This is a genomic window from Caldovatus sediminis (assembly GCF_014644455.1).
Classification (GTDB): domain Bacteria; phylum Pseudomonadota; class Alphaproteobacteria; order Acetobacterales; family Acetobacteraceae; genus Caldovatus; species Caldovatus sediminis.
Genome location: NZ_BMKS01000002.1, coordinates 302,125 through 318,894, shown reverse-complemented (window position 1 = coordinate 318,894; position 16,770 = coordinate 302,125). Strand labels below are relative to the sequence as shown.

16 protein-coding genes and 1 tRNA gene are annotated in these 16,770 nt (G+C 74.0%); 3 read left to right on the top strand and 14 right to left on the bottom strand.

Going from position 1 to position 16,770, the window contains the following annotated elements; genetic code table 11:
* Positions 1-189: 189 nt before the first annotated feature.
* From rseP to IEX99_RS04200, 13 genes are all read right to left on the bottom strand, one after another.
* Positions 190-1,317, bottom strand: coding sequence for an RIP metalloprotease RseP (gene rseP / locus IEX99_RS04260; protein WP_229677797.1), 1,128 nt, complete (start codon positions 1,315-1,317; stop codon positions 190-192).
* Positions 1,318-1,433: 116 nt separating this feature from the next.
* Positions 1,434-2,651: a 1-deoxy-D-xylulose-5-phosphate reductoisomerase gene (gene dxr / locus IEX99_RS04255; RefSeq protein ID WP_188898763.1), complete on the bottom strand. Its 1,218-nt coding sequence runs from the start codon at positions 2,649-2,651 to the stop codon at positions 1,434-1,436.
* Positions 2,648-3,535, bottom strand: coding sequence for a phosphatidate cytidylyltransferase (locus IEX99_RS04250; RefSeq protein WP_188898762.1), 888 nt, complete (start codon positions 3,533-3,535; stop codon positions 2,648-2,650). Before IEX99_RS04250 ends, dxr begins: the two co-directional genes overlap by 4 nt.
* A 1-nt stretch (position 3,536) precedes the next feature.
* Positions 3,537-4,478, bottom strand: a complete 942-nt coding sequence (gene uppS, locus IEX99_RS04245) for a polyprenyl diphosphate synthase (protein ID WP_188898761.1) — start codon at positions 4,476-4,478, stop codon at positions 3,537-3,539.
* A 67-nt stretch (positions 4,479-4,545) separates the two neighbouring features.
* A complete protein-coding gene (gene frr, locus IEX99_RS04240) occupies positions 4,546-5,112 on the bottom strand; it encodes a ribosome recycling factor (RefSeq protein WP_188898760.1) in 567 nt (188 codons plus the stop codon).
* 22 nt (positions 5,113-5,134) lie between these two features.
* Positions 5,135-5,869 carry a UMP kinase gene (gene pyrH / locus IEX99_RS04235; protein WP_188898759.1) on the bottom strand — a complete coding sequence of 245 codons (735 nt, stop codon included), beginning with the start codon at positions 5,867-5,869 and terminating at the stop codon, positions 5,135-5,137.
* Between the two features lie 145 nt (positions 5,870-6,014).
* Positions 6,015-6,938: a translation elongation factor Ts gene (gene tsf / locus IEX99_RS04230; protein WP_188898758.1), complete on the bottom strand. Its 924-nt coding sequence runs from the start codon at positions 6,936-6,938 to the stop codon at positions 6,015-6,017.
* A gap of 33 nt (positions 6,939-6,971) precedes the next feature.
* On the bottom strand, positions 6,972-7,877 hold the full coding sequence (gene rpsB / locus IEX99_RS04225; protein WP_229677796.1) for a 30S ribosomal protein S2: 906 nt from the start codon (positions 7,875-7,877) through the stop codon (positions 6,972-6,974).
* 244 nt (positions 7,878-8,121) lie between these two features.
* Entirely contained in the window at positions 8,122-8,355 is a 234-nt protein-coding gene (locus IEX99_RS04220) for a hypothetical protein (RefSeq protein ID WP_188898757.1), read from the bottom strand.
* Positions 8,356-8,440: 85 nt separating this feature from the next.
* Entirely contained in the window at positions 8,441-9,256 is an 816-nt protein-coding gene (locus IEX99_RS04215) for an aspartate dehydrogenase (protein ID WP_188898756.1), read from the bottom strand.
* Between the two features lie 12 nt (positions 9,257-9,268).
* Positions 9,269-10,057, bottom strand: coding sequence for an SDR family NAD(P)-dependent oxidoreductase (locus tag IEX99_RS04210; RefSeq protein WP_188898755.1), 789 nt, complete (start codon positions 10,055-10,057; stop codon positions 9,269-9,271).
* Positions 10,058-10,140: 83 nt separating this feature from the next.
* Positions 10,141-10,216, bottom strand: a tRNA-His gene (locus tag IEX99_RS04205).
* 211 nt (positions 10,217-10,427) lie between these two features.
* Positions 10,428-11,624, bottom strand: coding sequence for an aminotransferase (locus IEX99_RS04200; protein WP_188898754.1), 1,197 nt, complete (start codon positions 11,622-11,624; stop codon positions 10,428-10,430).
* A 442-nt stretch (positions 11,625-12,066) separates the two neighbouring features.
* Between IEX99_RS04200 and IEX99_RS04195 the strand changes: the two genes are divergently transcribed.
* Both IEX99_RS04195 and glnA read left to right on the top strand, forming a co-directional pair.
* Entirely contained in the window at positions 12,067-12,405 is a 339-nt protein-coding gene (locus IEX99_RS04195; protein ID WP_188898753.1) for a P-II family nitrogen regulator, read from the top strand.
* A gap of 150 nt (positions 12,406-12,555) precedes the next feature.
* Positions 12,556-13,998 (top strand): type I glutamate--ammonia ligase, encoded by a 1,443-nt coding sequence (glnA, locus tag IEX99_RS04190; RefSeq protein WP_188898752.1) that lies wholly within the window; start codon positions 12,556-12,558, stop codon positions 13,996-13,998.
* Positions 13,999-14,072: 74 nt separating this feature from the next.
* Here the strand turns inward: glnA and IEX99_RS04185 are convergent, their stop codons facing one another.
* The gene (locus tag IEX99_RS04185) at positions 14,073-14,792 is read right to left on the bottom strand and encodes a hypothetical protein (RefSeq protein ID WP_188898751.1); all 720 of its coding nucleotides are present in this window, start codon (positions 14,790-14,792) and stop codon (positions 14,073-14,075) included.
* A 405-nt stretch (positions 14,793-15,197) separates the two neighbouring features.
* Between IEX99_RS04185 and IEX99_RS04180 the strand changes: the two genes are divergently transcribed.
* The gene (locus IEX99_RS04180) at positions 15,198-16,484 is read left to right on the top strand and encodes an NCS2 family permease (RefSeq protein ID WP_188898750.1); all 1,287 of its coding nucleotides are present in this window, start codon (positions 15,198-15,200) and stop codon (positions 16,482-16,484) included.
* The last annotated feature ends 286 nt before the right edge of the window (positions 16,485-16,770 follow it).

The window sequence follows — 16,770 nt, the reverse complement described above, 5'->3', positions numbered from 1 at the left end:
CCCGAAAGCAGGGGTTGCGGAGGGGCGGCACACTAACCGGGTCGGTGATGACCCGCCACCCCCTTGAGCGGCGCCCCGTGCCCGCGCGCCGCGCCCGGCTCCGGCCGGAGGCGGGCGACGGCGCCCCCTCGCGGCACCCGCGCCCGCGTCAGGCGGCGGCGCGTGTCCCCGAAACCGGGGCGCGCCTCCTCAGCCGCCGATTCCCGCGATCCAGCGGAACAGGCCCCACTGCACGAGATCGTTCCAGGTGACGAACAGGAACAGCGTGATCAGCAGGGCGAATCCGGCGCGCAACCCGATCTCCTGCGCCCGCGGCGGCAGCGGGCGGCCGCGCACCGCCTCGATCGCGTAGAACACCAGGTGGCCGCCGTCGAGGATCGGGATCGGGAACAGGTTGATCAGCGCCAGGTTGATCGAGAGGATGGCGATGAAGCTGACGAGGCTCACCCAGCCCATCTCCGCCACCTGGCCCGAGAGCTGGGCGATGCGCAGCGGCCCGCCCAGCTCCTCCGTGCCGCGGTGGCCGGCGATCATCTGCCAGACCCCGGCCAGGGTCTGCCCGGTCACGCTCGCGGTGTGGACCACCCCGGACCAGACGGCGCGGAAGGGATCGAGCCGCTCGTACACCACCGCCCCGCCGGTGATGCCGAGCACGCCGACCCCCGCCGGTCCGTTCCGCGCCTCGGGCACCGCGCGCAGCGTCAGCACCTCGCCGCCGTCCGCCGCCTCGCCGCCGCGCCGGACGCGGATCTCGATCGGCACGCCGGCGCGCGGCTGCACGTAGCGCTGCACCTCGTCGAAGCGCGTCACCGGCTCGGCGTCGAGGGCGATGATGCGGTCCCCCGGCCGCAGGCCGGCGCGCTCGGCGGCCGAGCCCTCGACGACGGAGCCGATGACCGTGCCGCCCGAGGGAACGCCGACGGTGCCGAACAGGGCGGCGAACAGGACGACCGCGAGCACGAAATTGGCGATCGGACCGGCCGCGACCACGATCGCGCGGTCGCGCACCGGCTTGTCGTGGAAGGTCTCGCCGGGACGGTAGCGCGCCCGCTGCTCGGGAGGGATCTCGACGCCGGGATGCTCCTGGCCGTGCAGCTTCACGTAGCCCCCGAGCGGGAGCCAGGCGACGCGCCAGTTGGTGCCGCGACGGTCGGTCCAGGACCAGAGCGGCCGCCCGAACCCGATCGAGAAGGTCTCCACGTGCACGCCGCGCCAGCGCGCCGCGAGGTAGTGGCCGAGCTCGTGGAAGAACACGAGCACGCCGAGCACCACGACGAAGGCGAGGATGGTGCGGAACGGGTCGGGCAGCAGGTCCAAGGATCAGGTCTCCAGAGGGCATCCCGCCCGCACTCGGGCGGAGGCGCGTCCGGCACGCCCGCCAGGGCGCACCGGGGATCGTCACGGCGCGGCGCGCGCCACGGCCGGCCGGCGGCTCACGCCGCCCGCGCCCGCCGTGCGGCGGCACAGCGCAGCGCCTCCTGCCGCGCCGCCGCGTCGAGGGCGAGGATCGCCTCCAGGCCCTCCGCCGGCGGCGCGCCGAGCCGCAGGAGCACCTCCTCGACCACCGCGGCGATGTCGAGGAAACCGAGGCGCCGCTCGAGGAAAAGCCGGACCGCGGCCTCGTTCGCCGCGTTCAGGATGGTGGGGGCGCCGCCGCCCGCTCGCAAGGCCTCGCGCGCGAGGCGCAGCGCCGGGAAGCGCGCCAGGTCGGGCGCCGCGAACTCGAGCCGCCCCAGCGCGGCGAGGTCGAGCCGCGGCAGGTCCACCGCCATGCGCCGCGGCCAGGCGAGCGCGTAGGCGATCGGCGTGCGCATGTCCGGCGTGCCGAGCTGGGCGATGATCGAGCCGTCGGCGTACTGCACCAGGCCGTGCACCGCGGACTGCGGGTGGACCAGCACCTCGATCCGCTCCTCCGGCACCGGGAAGAGGCGGGCGGCCTCGATCAGCTCGAGGCCCTTGTTCATCATGGTCGCGGAATCGACGCTGATCTTGGCGCCCATGTTCCAGACCGGGTGGCGCACCGCGATCTCCGGCGTCACCGCCGCCATCTGCGCCTGGTCCATCAGCCGGCACGGCCCGCCGGAGGCGGTGAGGACGATCTTCTCGACGGCGGCCGGCTCGCGCGCGTCGAGCGCCTGGAAGATCGCGCTGTGCTCGGAGTCGACGGGCAGGATGGTGGCGCCGGCGCGGCGCGCCTCGGCCACGACGAGGTCGCCCGCGCAGACGAGGCTCTCCTTGTTGGCCAGCGCGAGCACGCCGCCGTTGCGCAGCGCGGCGAGGGTCGGGCGCAGCCCGGCGGCGCCGACGATCGCCGCCATCGTCCAGTCGGCGGCGCTGGCGGCCGCCTCCTCCGCCGCCTCGGCGCCGGCGGCGACGCGGATGCCGGTGCCGGAGAGCGCCTCGCGCAGCTCGGCATAGCCCGCGGGATCGGCAAGCACCGCCTGGCGGGCGCCGAGCCGGACCGCCTGGGCCGCGAGTGCGGCGGCGTCCCGCCCCGCGACCAGCGCCTCCACCACGAAGGCGCCCGGCGGCGCGGCCTCGAGCAGCGCGGCGGTGCTGCGCCCGACCGAGCCGGTGCTGCCGAGCAGGCTGACGCGGCGCGGCGCCGCGCCGTCGCGGACGGCGCCCGCGTTGCCGGCCAGCGCGCTCATCGCCAGAGCGGCGTCCCCTGGCCGAGCGTCCAGGCCAGCAGCGCGGCCACCGGCGCCGCGGCCAGCACCCCGTCCAGCCGGTCGAGGAGCCCGCCGTGGCCGGGGATCAGGCGCGACGTGTCCTTCACCCGGAACCGGCGCTTGATCCAGCTCTCCAGGAGGTCGCCCGCCTGCGCCATCACGCCGAGCAACGCCGCCACCGCCATGCTCCGCCACACTTCTCCTCCCGGCGCCAGGACCGCGGCGGCGGCGGTGCCGACGAGCACCGCCGCGGCCAGGCCGCCCACGGCACCCGACCAGGTCTTGTTCGGGGAGACCGCGGGCGCGAGCTTCGGTCCGCCCAGCGCGCGGCCGGCCATGTAGGCGCCGATGTCGCTCGCCCAGACCACCAGGAAAACAAATAGCACATTCGCGCGCCCTGCGTCGTTGTCGTCCCGCAACACGATCAAGGCGAGGCCGGCGATGCCGATATACAACACGCCCGCGGCCAGGGCACCGGCCGGCACGGCCGCGCCGTCGCGCCGCGGCAGCCGGGCGGCGCCGAGCCAGGTGAGGCCGAAGCCCAAGACCAGCAGGCCGAGGCCGCCAAGCGGCCAACCGGCGACCGCCAGCCCTCCCGCCGCCAGCACCGTCGCCGGCACCGCGATGCCGGGCACCGCACGCGTGCTCAGCCCGCAGAGACGCACCCACTCCCAGGCGAGCACCGCGGCCGCGACGGCGACCAGCGCGGTCCAGGGCGCCGCCCCGAGCCAGATCGCGGCGAGCGCGGCCGGGCCGAGCACCAGCGCCGAGAGCACGCGCTTGCGGAGGTCGGCCCAGCGCCGGGCCGCGCCTTCGGAAGGCGCGACGGGCGGCCCACCCCCACCGGCGGCGGCGGCGCCCATGTCAGCCCGCCAGCGCCGCCGGCGGCAAGGGCCCGGGCGGCGCGGCGACGGCCTCGGACGGCCCCGACGCCCCCTGGGGCGCAGGGACCGGGCGCGCCACCGTCGGGGCGCCCCCCCCGGTTGCGGCGCAGCGCACGCCGTAGCGGCGCTCGCGGCGGTGGAACTCGGCCACCGCGCGGGCGAGGTCGTCGGCGCCGAAATCGGGCCAGAGCACCTCGGTGAAGACGAACTCGGCGTAGGCGGCCTGCCAGAGCAGGAAGTTCGACAGCCGCTGCTCGCCCGAGGTGCGGATGATGAGGTCGGGATCGGGCATGCCGGCGGTGTGCAGGAATCCCGCGAAGGCGGTCTCGTCCAGCGCCTCGGGATCGAGCGAGCCGGCCTTCGCGGCGCGCGCGACGGCCTGCGCCGCCGCGAGGATCTCCGCCCGCCCCCCATAGGAGAGCGCGACGGTGAGGTTGAGCCGCGTGCCGTGCGCGGTCGCGGCCTCCGCGGCCTCGATGGCGCGGGCGAGTTCCGGGCCGAAGCGGGCGTGCTCGCCGATCACCCGCAGGCGGACGCCCTCCTTGACCAGGGTCCCGACCTCGCTGCGCAGGTAGAGGCGGAGCAGGCCGGTGAGCGCGCTCACCTCCTCGACCGGCCGGCGCCAGTTCTCCGAGGAGAAGGCGAACAGGGTGAGCCAGGCGATGCCCATCCGCCCGGCCGCCTCGATGGTCCGGCGCGCCGCCTCCGCCCCGGCCTTGTGGCCGAGCGAGACCGGCAGGCCGCGGGCCTCCGCCCAGCGGCGGTTGCCGTCCATGATGATGCCGACATGGGCCGGCGGCGGCGGGAAGGGCGCCGCCGCCGGCGCGGCCGCGCACGGCGCGGCGCCGACGCCCCCGGCCGGAGGCGCCGGCGGCCCCGGGCAGGGCGGCGGGGGCGGCGGCGCGCTCAATCCGTCCGCCATGGATCGCGGCGGCGCCTGAGGAGTGCCTGCGTGCCCATCGGGGTTCCGTGCGCGTCCCGCCGCGCCCTCAGACGTGGCGGATGTCCTTCTCCTTCTCGTGCAGCGCCTCGTCCACCTTCCTGATGTACTGGTCGGTCAGCTTCTGCACCTCGTCGTGCCAGCGCCGGGAGTCGTCCTCGCTGATCTCGTGCTTCTTGTCCCAGGCCTTGATCTGCTCCATGCCGTCGCGCCGGACGGCGCGGATGGCGACGCGGGCGCCCTCGGCGTAACGGTGCGCGGCCTTGACCAGGTCGTTGCGGCGCTGTTCGGTCAGCGGCGGCAGGGGGACGCGGATCACCTGCCCCTCGGTCTGCGGGTTGAGGCCGAGATTGGCCTCGCGGATCGCGCTCTCCACCGCCTTGACGAGCGACTTGTCCCAGACCTGGACCGAGAGCATCGCCGGCCCGCCGACCGAGATGTTGGCGACCTGGTTGAGCGGCTGCTGGCCGCCATAGGCCTCGACGCGGATCGGCTCGAGCAGCGCGGGGCTGGCGCGGCCCGTGCGCAGCCCGGCGAATTCCCGCTTCAGCGTCTCGAGCGCCCCGTCCATCCGGCGCTGGAGGTCCTGCTTCAGCGTCTTGAGGTCGGCGGGCATGACCGGACCCTCCCCCTGGTTGCTACTGGATCTGCTCGACGACGGTGGTGAAGCGCCCCTCGCCCTTCATCACCGCGGTGAAGGCGCCGGGCTCGTGGATGTTGAAGACCACGATCGGAAGCCTGTTCTCGCGCGCGAGGCTGATCGCGGCAGCGTCCATCACCTGCAGGTCGCGCGCGAGCATGTCGAGGTAGGTGAGCCGCTCGTAGCGCTCCGCGCGCGGGTTCTTGCGGGGGTCGGCGGAATAGACACCGTCCACCTGGGTGCCCTTGAACAGGGCGTCGCAGCGCATCTCGGCCGCGCGCAGCGCCGCCGCGGTGTCGGTGGTGAAGAACGGGTTGCCCGTGCCGGCGGCGAAGATGACGACGCGGCCCTTCTCCATGTGCCGCTCGGCGCGGCGGCGGATGTAGGGCTCGCAGACCGAGGCCATGGGGATCGCCGACTGCACGCGGGTGACGACGCCGATGCTCTCGAGGGCGGACTGCATGGCGAGCGCGTTCATCACCGTCGCCAGCATGCCCATATAGTCGGCCTGCGCGCGGTCCATGCCGGCGGCGGCGGCGGAGACGCCGCGGAAGATGTTGCCGCCGCCGATGACGAGGCAGACCTGGACGCCGAGATCCACCACGCCCTTCACGTCCTCGGCGATCCGCCGGCAGGTCGCGGTGTCGAGTCCGTACTCGCGCTCGCCCATCAGGGCCTCGCCGGAGACCTTGAGCAGAACGCGCTTGTAGGCGGGCGGCTTGGCGGCTGTCATCGGTCTTGCGAGGCCTTCGGCGGGCCCGGAACAGCGATCCATCGGGCGGGGCACCATAGGCAGCGCCCCGGGGGCGGGCAAGGCAAAGCCGCCCGGCCGGACCAAGGCCGACCGGGCGCGCGGGCGGCGCGCGCCTGCGGAGCTGTCAGGGGCCGCCGGCCGCCGAACCCGCGGCGGCGGCGACCTCGGCGGCGAAGTCGCTCGCCGGCCGCTCGATGCCCTCGCCGAGCTGGAAGCGGGCGAAGCCGACGATGTTCACCCCGGCCTTGCGCGCCACCTCCTTCACCCGGCTCTCGCCGTCGTGGACCCAGACCTGCTCGAGCAGGACGACCTCCTCGTAGTACTTGCGGATCCGGCCCTCGACCATCTTCTCGATGATGTTCTCCGGCTTGCCGGAGGCGCGCGCCTGCTCGGCCAGCACCGCCTTCTCCCGCGCCAGCGCGGAGGGGTCGATGCCGCCGATGTCGAGCGCCTCGGGCCGGGCGGCGGCGACGTGCATGCCGACCTGCCGGCCGAGGGTCTCGAGCGCCTCGAGCTCGCCCGGCCCCTCGATCGCCACCAGCACGCCGATCCGGCCGAGGCCCGGCCGGACCGCGTTGTGCACGTAGGTCGCGACCGCGCCGCTCGGCACCTGCAGCCGACGGGCGCGGCGGATCGTCATGTTCTCGCCGATGGTGGCGATCAGGCGCGTCAGCTCGTCCTGCACCGTGTGGGTGGTGCCGGGATAGGTGGCGCGCTTCAGCGCCTCCACGTCCTCGCCGACCGAGAGCACGAGGCCCGCCACCTCGGCGACGAAGTTCTGGAACAGCTCGTTGCGGGCGACGAAGTCGGTCTCGGCGTTGACCTCGACCATGCCGGCGACCTTGGGGCCGCTGGCGACGCCGATCAGCCCCTCGGCGGCGACGCGGCCGCTCTTCTTGGCCGCGGCCGAGAGGCCCTTCTTGCGCAGCCAGTCCACCGCGGCCTCCATGTCGCCGCCGGTCTCGCTGAGCGCCTTCTTGCAGTCCATCATGCCCGCGCCGGTCTTCTCGCGCAGGTCGCGGACCATCGCCGCCGTGATCTCGGCCATGGCGTGTCGTCTCCCGTGTGGTTGCTTGCGGCCTCAGCCCCGGCCCGGCCGGGCCTCGCCCTCGCCCTCGCCGCGGCGCGACTGGGCGATCTCCTCGCGCAGCTCGCGCTCCAGGTCCTCGCGATCCATCGCGGCCAGCGCCCGGCCCGGCGCCTCGCCCTCGAACAGCGGCTCGCCGCCCGCCGTCTCGGGCGGAAGCTCCTCCGGCAGCGGCTCGGCGGCGGCGCCGAGATCCACGCCCGAGGCCTGCAGCTCGGCCGAGATGCCGTCGAGCACGGCGGCGGCCACCAGGTCGCAATAGAGGTTGATGGCGCGGATCGCGTCGTCGTTGCCGGGGATCGGATAGGCGACGCCGGAGGGGTCGGAGTTGGAGTCGACCACCGCCACGACCGGGATGCCGAGCTTGTTGGCCTCCTCGATCGCGAGCTTCTCCTTCACCGTGTCGATGACGAACAGGATGTCGGGCAGGCCGCCCATCTCCTTGATGCCGCCGAGCGCGCGCTCGAGCTTGTCGCGCTCGCGCGTCAGCATCAGGATCTCCTTCTTGGTCAGGCCCTGGACGTTGCCGGCGAGCTGCTCCTCCATCTGGCGCAGGCGCTTGATCGAGCCGGTGATGGTCTTCCAGTTGGTCAGCATGCCGCCGAGCCAGCGGTGGTTCACGTAGTACTGGCCGCAGCGCCGGGCAGCCTCGGCGACGTACTCGGCGGCGGCCTTCTTGGTGCCGACGAACAGCACCCGCCCGCCGGCCGCGACCACGTCGCGAATCGCGCGCAGCGCGCGGTCGAGCATCGGCACGGTCTGCTGCAGGTCCAGGATGTGGACCTGGTTGCGCACGCCGAAGATGTAGGGCGCCATCTTCGGGTTCCACCGCCGCGTGTGGTGGCCGAAGTGGACGCCGGCCTCGAGCAGCTGGCGCAGGGAAACCTCGGGCATCGCCATCGGGCGAGACTCCTTCCTGTCTGGTCCGGTTGGGCCTCCGCGGCGCCTCCCCCTTCGGGGACCGGACCCTCGCCTGGGGTTGCAGGAAGGGCGCGCCGCGTGCGGATTTGCCGCCCCGGTCGCGGGAGCCGGGCCGGCGGCGGGGATATGGCGCAAGCACGGGCCGCGCGCAAGCGCGCGGCGCAGGCGGCGTGCACCGCGGACCGCCGCGGCCGGCCGGGCGCCGAGGCGGGCGGCGCGCGCCTCAGGCCCGGTCCCTCACCGCCTGCGCGCCCTTCTGGCGGGCGCAATGCGCGCAGCAATAGATCTGCCCGCCCTCCTCCACGCCGTGGCCGGCGATGCGCACGCCGCAATTCGCGCAGGTCGGCGCCACGGCCTGGATCGCGCACTCGAAGCTGTCGAAGGTCCAGGTCCGGCCCTCCTTCGTGAGCTGGAAGGCCTTGTCGTAGTCGTTGCCGCACTGATCGCACCTGGGCATGGCTCCACCTCCCGCGGCGCCGATCCGCCGCGGCGGCTCAACGCGGGCCCGGGCGGCGCGTTCGCGGCGGCCGGCCGGCGCGACCCTAGCTGCCGACCCTGAGCGTGCTGGTCAGCCCGCGCAGGCAGGCGAGGATGGAGAGCGGCGTGATCCGGCCGGTGCGGGGGTTCTCCTCGCTCGGCACGTTCTCGATCGTCATGGTCAGGCGCGCCGCCTCGGCCTCGACGCGGATCGTGTGCATGTTGCGCGTCACGCCGGGATCGGCCCAGATCTCCACCCGCGTCCGCTCCGGCCCGATGCCGGCGAGGGCGAGCGCGGCGGCGACGTTGACGTTGGCCGGGAAGCCCTGCGCCGCGTCGAAGGCGTTGCCCTGGAAGACGCGGGTCGGGGCGGTGATCGCGGCCACGTCGATGCCGTGGCGCTCCAGGTAGGGCGCGCCGGCGAGGCCGCGCGGCGGCTTGCGCGTCTCGATGGTGACGCTCTCGACCGGGCCCTCGGCGGCGGCGCGCACGGCGTCGAGGCCGAGCAGCGCGCCGGTCGGGACGATGATGCGCGCCCCGGTGCGCCGCGCCTCCTCGACCAGGCGCATGCGCGGCAGCAGGGCGCCGACCGAGGCCGGCATGAAGATGCGCCCGCGCGCGATGGCGGCGCGCGCCACCTCCTCGAACACCGCGGCGGGCGCGGCCTCCACGACCACGTCCGCGCGCTCGGCGAGTTCGCCGAGGCCGACGACCGCCGGCGGCTGGCGGAAGCCGGCGAGGCTGCGCTCCGCCTTCGCCCGGTCGCGGGCGGCGACGGCGACCAGGCGCAGCCCCTCCACGCCCGCATCCAGGGCGCGCGCCAGATGCAGCCCGATCGCGCCGAGGCCGGCGATGCCGACGGTGAGGTCCCGCTCCGCCATCGTCCCCTTCTCCTAGACGACCGGGCTGCGCCCGCCGTCCACGTTGATCGCCGTGCCGGTCACGTAGCCGCACTGCTCGCTCACCAGCAGCAGCGCCATGGCGGCGAACTCCTCCGCCTTGCCGATGCGGCCGAGCGGCACGGCCTTGCCCTGCTCCGCCTTCCAGTCCTCCCAGGAGATGTCGCGCTTCTCCTGGGCGAAGCGGCGCACCCACTGGTCGGACTCGATGATGCCGACGAGCAGCGCGTTGACGAGGACGTTGTGCGGCGCGCCCTCGTTCGCCAGCACCTTGGTCAGCGCCATCCCCGCCGCGCGGGTCACCGAGGTCGGCGCGCTGGCGGCGAGCGGCGCCTTGGCGCCGATGTTGAGCACGTTGATGATCCGCCCCCACCTGCGGGCCTGCATGCCCGGGAAGGCCAGCCGCGTCAGCCGGATCGCGGCGAACAGCTTGAGGTCGAGATCGGCCTGCCAGAGCGCGTCGGAGATCTCGAGGAACGGCCCGCGCTGCGAGGTGCCGGCGTTGTTGACCAGGATGTCCACCTGCCCGAGGGCGTCCTGCGTCGCGCCGAAGGCGCGCTCGCATCCGTCCGCGGTGGAGATGTCGGCGGGGATGGCGGCGACCTTCACGCCGGGCGCTGCGGCCGCCCTGACCTCCGCCTCGGCCTTGCTGAGGGCCTCGGCGCCGCGCGCGACGAGCGCGACGTGGCCGCCGGCGCCGGCATAGGCCTTGGCGATGGCGAGGCCGAGGCCCTTGGAGCCGCCGGTGATCAGGGCCGTGCGGCCGTTCAGGGTGAGCTGCATGGGACGCCTCCGGGATCGTCTCGGTGGTGGTCGGCGGGGCGGACTGTCGCCGGGGCGGAGGAGCCGCGCAACGGGGATGGGGATGGGGCGACCTACGGGATTCGAACCCGTGACATCCAGGACCACAACCTGGCGCTCTACCAACTGAGCTAAGGCCGCCGCCGGGCGTCCGCAGCGGCGCCAGGGGCCGGCTGCCGGGACGGCGCGGAGATAGGGCCTCCGCCCGGCCAGCGTCAACACTGCCGCGGCCGAACGACCGCCGCCGCGAAGGCGAGGCGGGCGATCCCGCCGGCGTGCGCCCGTCGGGGGGAGAGGTCGCCATCCGGCGGCTCCCGCCCGGGCCGGCCGGCCCTCGCCGGCGCGCGCCCCGCTATCCCGCCGCGGCGCGGCGCCCCGGCTGCCGCCGCTGCGCGATCCAGCGCTCGAGCCGCGCCAGCGCCTCGTCCAGCACCGCCTCGCCCTTGCAGAAGGCGAAGCGGGCGTAGTGCCGCGGCGGGTCGTCGCTGGCGTAGAAGGCGGTGACGGGGATCGCCGTGACCTTCGCCTCCTCGGTGATCGTCCGGCAGAAGGCCACGTCGTCGCCGTCGAAGCCGAGGGGGCGGAAATCGGCGCTGATGAAGTAGCTCCCCCGCGTCTCCAGCACGCCGAAGCCGAGCCGCGCGAGCCCGGCGGCGAGCCGGTCGCGCCGCGCCTGGAGCTGCGGGCCGATCGCGGCGAAGTAGGCGTCGTCCTTCATCAGCCCGACCGCGACCCCGCGCTGCAGGTTGGGCGGCGTGGTGAAGGTGAGGTTCTGGTGCGCCTTGGCGACGTTGCCGGCGAGCGAGCGGTCGCAGGTGACGTAGCCGACCTTCCACCCCGTCAGGCTGAAGGTCTTGCCGGCCGAGCCGATGCGCATCGAGCGCGCGCGCATCCCGGGCAGGGTCATCAGCGGGATGTGCCGCCAGCCGTCGAAGGTGAGGTGCTCATACACTTCGTCGCAGATCGCGTAGCAGTCGTGGCGCCGGATCAGCTCGGCGAGGAAGGCGAGCTCGGCCGCGGTGAACACCTTGCCGGTCGGGTTCATCGGCGTGTTGAGGAGGATCGCCTTGGTCCGCGGCCCGAAGGCGGCGGCGAGCGCGGCGCGCGGCAGCTCCCACTTCGGCGGCTCGAGCCGCACCAGCCTCGGCACGGCGCCGAGCAGCCTCACCACCGGCAGGTAGGTGTCGTAGAGCGGCTCGATCAGCACGCACTCGTCGCCGGGGTTGAGCACGGCCATCAGGCAGGCGGTGATCGCCTCGGTGGCGCCGGAGGTGACGACGACCTCGGCGTCCGGGTCCACCTCGAGCCCGTAGAAGCGGCGGTTGTGGTGGGCGACGGCGCGGCGCAGCTCCGGCACGCCGGTCAGCGGCGGGTACTGGTTGCGCCCGTCGAGCAGCGCGGCGGCGGCGGCGTGGATCACGTCCGAGGGGCCGTCGTAGTCGGGGAAGCCCTGGCCGAGGTTGATCGCGCCGTGCTCGAGGGCGAGCGCGCTCATCACGGTGAAGATCGTGGTGCCCGTGGCGGAGAGGAGGGCGTTCTGCGGCTGCATCGCCGGCGTCTTTCCGTTTCGTCGCTGGAAGCGGGCGGGTCGGCCCGGCCGGCCGACGGCCGGATTCGCGCGCAGGCGCGCGCGGGTCCGCGCACCGGACCGGAGCTGCCGGCGGCGCATCATAGGGGCGGCATGGGGAGCCGCAACTCGCCCCCTGGCCGGAGGGCGCGGCCCTGACGCCCGGGAGGCAGCGGCTGCCTTCTCGTTGGGCATGTTGCCGCAGAAGAGGGCAGATCCGTGCCTCGCGGACGAAAATTCCCGTCTTCCGCCCGATTGAAGCCGCGGCATGCCGCGTGCGATACCCGCCCCGCCTCCGCCGCCCCCGACCGGCGGGGGCGAGGCAGGCCGCTCCGTGGAACCGGACCGGCCGCGCGCCGTCCGGCGCGCACGGACGGCGCGCGCGGGTGCGGGATGCGAGCGGGAGGCAGGCCAGGCACAGGCGATGAAGAAGATCGAGGCCATCATCAAGCCCTTCAAGCTCGACGAGGTGAAGGACGCGCTGCACGAGATCGGCCTGCAGGGCCTGACGGTGGTGGAGGCGAAGGGCTTCGGCCGCCAGAAGGGCCACACCGAGCTCTATCGCGGCGCCGAGTACGTCGTGGACTTCCTGCCGAAGGTGAAGATCGAGGTGGTCTGCTCGGACGACCTGGCCGAGCGGGCCATCGAGGCGATCCAGCAGGCCGCGCGCACCGGCCGCATCGGCGATGGCAAGATATTTGTTAGCGAGGTCCAGGAGGTCATCCGCATCCGCACCGGCGAACGGGGCGAGGACGCGGTCTGACCGCAACGGCGACGCCGCCCGCGCGGCGAGCCCCCGCAGGGGACGCGCGGCAGGGCGGCAGGCAGGCGGCGGCGCGCGCGGGTGTCGGCGCGCCGCGCCGCCGGCGATCGGCAAGACAGGACACCAGCAGGGGATAGAGGACCGCACCACATGGCGAAGAAGCCCGCAGGAGGCGCCAACCCGAACGGCGGCGTCTCCAAGGTGATGGAGATGATCAAGGAGCACAGCGTGGAGTACGTGGACTTCCGGTTCACGGACCCCCGCGGCAAGTGGCAGCACACCGCCCAGCACGTCTCGACCATCGACGACGAGGTGTTCGAGAGCGGGGTGATGTTCGACGGCTCCTCGATCGCCGGCTGGAAGGCGATCAACGAGTCCGACATGGTCCTGATGCCGGACCCCGAGACGGCCTGCATGGATCCGTTCGCGGCCAAGCCCTCGCTGATCCTGTTCTGCGACATCATCGAGCCATCCACCGGACAGCTCTACAACCGCGACCCGCGCGGCACGGCGAAGAAGGCCGAGGCCTACCTGAAGAGCAGCGGCATCGGCGATGTCGCCTATTTCGGGCCGGAGGCGGAGTTCTTCGTCTTCGACTCGGTGAAGTTCGGCACCGGCGGCAATTTCGGCATCTACCAGCTCGACTCGGTCGAGGGCCCGGGCGCCAGCCTGAAGGACTACCCCGAGGGCAACATGGGCCACCGCCCGAGCGTCAAGGGCGGCTACTTCCCGGTCCCGCCGGTGGACAGCGAGAGCGACCTGCGCGCCGAGATGCTCTCCACCATGGGCGAGATGGGCGTGGTGATCGAGAAGCACCACCACGAGGTGGCGCAGAGCCAGCACGAGCTCGGCATGAAGTTCGGCCCGCTGGTGCGCATCGCCGATCACATGCAGATCTACAAGTACGTGATCCACAACGTCGCGCACAGCTACGGCAAGACCGCGACCTTCATGCCGAAGCCGATCTACGGCGACAACGGCTCCGGCATGCACGTCCACCAGAGCATCTGGAAGGACGGCAAGCCGCTGTTCGCCGGCAACGGCTACGCCGACCTCTCGGAGACGGCGCTCTACTACATCGGCGGCATCATCAAGCACGCCAAGGCGCTCAACGCCTTCACCAATCCGCTGACCAACAGCTACAAGCGGCTGATCCCGGGCTTCGAGGCCCCCGTGCTGCTGGCCTATTCGGCCCGCAACCGCTCCGCCTCCTGCCGCATCCCCTACGCCACCAGCCCGAAGGCGAAGCGCGTCGAGGTGCGGTTCCCCGATCCGGGCGCCAACCCCTACCTCGCCTTCGCCGCGATGCTGATGGCCGGGCTCGACGGCATCAGGAACCGCATCCACCCGGGCGACCCGATGGACAAGGACCTCTACGACCTGCCGCCGGAGGAGCTGAAGGGCATCCCGACGGTGTGCGGCTCGCTGCGGGAGGCGCTGCAGTCGCTTGAGGCCGACCACGAGTTCCTGCTCGCCGGCGACGTGTTCTCGAAGGACCAGATCGAGGGCTACATCGAGCTGAAGTGGCGGGAGGTGTACCGCTTCGAGCACACCCCGCACCCGGTCGAGTTCGAGATGTACTACTCGGTCTGAGCCGCGTCGGCTCCGGGTTCCGATGGGAGGGCCCCGCCGGCAGGTCGCCGGCGGGGCCACTTCCGCCGCGGGTGCTACAGCGACCCCTCGAGCATCCGCCGCGCCGCCCACGCCGCCAGGGGGTCGCGCGGCGCGCGGGCGAGCAGGCGCCGCAGCGCCTCGAGCCGCCACTCCGGCCCGCCCTCCTCGTAGAGCGCGATGGCGTGCGCGACCGGCGCGGCCGCCGCGGCCGCGGCCGGGAAGCCGGCCGGAAGGCGCCGCTCGGGGTTGAGCCGCGCCGTCATCGCCTGGCCGCCGGCCCCGTGCAGCGTCACGACGAGCGGCACGGCGGGGACGACGAGGTCCGGGAACCGGACCTCGCGCGTCCGCACCGTCTTGCGCGCCAGCACCTCCCCTTTGCCGGTGGCGATCGTGACCTCGAAGGGCGGCTGTCCGCCGGCCCAGGCGAGCGCGATGCCGACCTCGCCGACGAGCAGCTTCGCCCCGTCGAGCGGAAGCGCCGCGATCGGCCGGAGCGCGCCGCCGGCACGGCCCGGCGACGGCATTCCGCCGGCGGCCTGGGGCGCCGCCTTCGCCGCGGGCTGCCGGATCGGGCGGTGGCGGAGGTCCGCCTCGGCCGGCGACGGGGGCCCGACGCGCAAGGAGGGCTTCGCGGGCTCCCGGACGACGATGCCGCGCGGCTCCGCCACCTGCGGCCCGCCCAGGGCGCCCGACGGCGCCGGCAGGAGCAGCACGAGAGCAAGCGGCAACGCGCTGCGCCACCACGCGGGCGGCGTCCAGAGCCCCGCGGTCATTTCCTCCTCCATGGCGTCGCGACGACGGGCGCCCCAACCCCGCCGAGGGCTCCGGGCGGAAGGCGGCGACCGTCACGGTCCCTGAAAGAGACGGCCCCGGCGCAGCCGGCGCGCAAGACGCAGGCAGGACGCGAGGCGCCGCCGCCCGGACACATCCCCGACAGCGGACGCCTCGCCCCGCAATCATTCCGCCCGCGTCCGGGGACCAAAACCGGCAAGCGGCGCGCCGCCCTCCTCTCCCGGAAGACCCGGGGCGCCTCGGCGGGGCAAGATGGCGACCGCACCGACTCGCCTCCGCGGGGACGACCTGGCGCCGCGCCCGCCCGATCGGGCCTTCCCGCACGACCTACAGCGAGGAAACTGCGAGGGTTCGCGCGGCGATTCGCGCGAGGGGGGAAATCCGCAATGGATCGGTTCTTCGGCCTGACGGCGCGCGGCACCACGCCGCGCACCGAAGTGATGGCCGGCCTCGCGACCTACCTGACGATGGCCTACATCGTCGTGGTCAATCCGCAGATCCTCGCCGCCGCCGGGATCGATCCCGGCGCGGCGTTCGTCGCGACCTGCCTCGCCGCGGCGATCGGATCGGCGCTGATGGGGCTGCTGGCGAACTTCCCGATCGCGCTGGCGCCGGGCATGGGGCTCAACGCCTATTTCGCCTTCACCGTGGTGCAGGGCATGGGCGTGCCCTGGCAGGTGGCGCTGGGGGCCGTCTTCGTGGGCGGCCTGCTGTTCTTCGCCGTCTCCGTGCTGCGCGTCCGGGAATGGCTGGTCAACGGCATCCCGCTGTCGCTCAAGCTCGGCATCGCCGCCGGGATCGGCTTCTTCCTCGGCCTGATCGGGCTGCGCGGGATGGGGCTCGTGGCGGCGCATCCGGCGACGCTGGTGGGGCTCGGGCCGCTCGGCGAGACATCCACCCTGCTCGCCTGCGCGGGATTCCTGCTGATCGCGGGCCTCAGCGCGCGCGGCGTGCCGGGGGCGATCGTGCTCGGCATCCTCCTCACCGCCGCGGCGGGGATCCCCTTCGGGCTGACGACCTACCGGGGGATCGTGGACCTGCCGCCCTCGCTCGCGCCGACCTTCCTCCGGCTCGACATCGCCGGGGCGCTCGCCCTCGGCATCCTCGGCATAGTCTTCACCTTCTTCCTGGTGGACCTGCTCGACAACACCGGCACGCTGATCGCCACCACCCACCGCGCGGGGCTGATGCGCAAGGACGGCACGGTGCCGAACCTCGGACGCGCCCTGGTGGCCGATTCGACCGGCGCGATGGTCGGCGCCACGCTCGGCACCTCGACGACGGTCAGCTACATCGAGAGCGCGGCCGGCATCCAGGCGGGCGGGCGCACGGGGCTGACCGCGCTCACCGTCGCGGCGCTGTTCCTGCTGACGCTGTTCCTCGCGCCGCTCGCCACCTCGATTCCCGGCTACGCGACCGCGCCGGCGCTCGTCTTCGTGGCGCTGCTGATGGGGCGGGCGCTCGGCGACATCGGCTGGGAGGATGCGACCGACTACATGCCGGCGATCGTCACCGCGCTCGCCATGCCTTTCACCTTCTCGATCGCGACCGGGATCGGGCTCGGGTTCATCGTGCACGCGGCGGTGAAGACGATGGCGGGGCGCGCCGCGGAGGTGTCCGGCGCGGTGTGGCTGATCGCGGCGCTGTCGGCGGTGAAGTTCGCGGTGCAGTAGGATGGCCGCGCGGGGACCGGGGCCGGCATGGCGCGTTGCCGCGGGCGAGGATGTGCCGGCGCCTCCGGCGCCTGCTCCGGGCGCGGCGTCCCGTTCCGCCCGCCGCCGCAGGAAGGATCGCCCGCCGAGGCACGAGACCGCCCCCGCCTCCCCGGCCGCGCGCCGCCGCGCCGGTCGCCCGCCTCCTCCTCGCGCTCGTCCTTCTCGCCGCCGGCGGCTGCGACGACCCGGAGCCCGAGGCGCCGCCACCGCCGACGCCCGCGCAAAGGTCCGAGGCCCGGCCGGC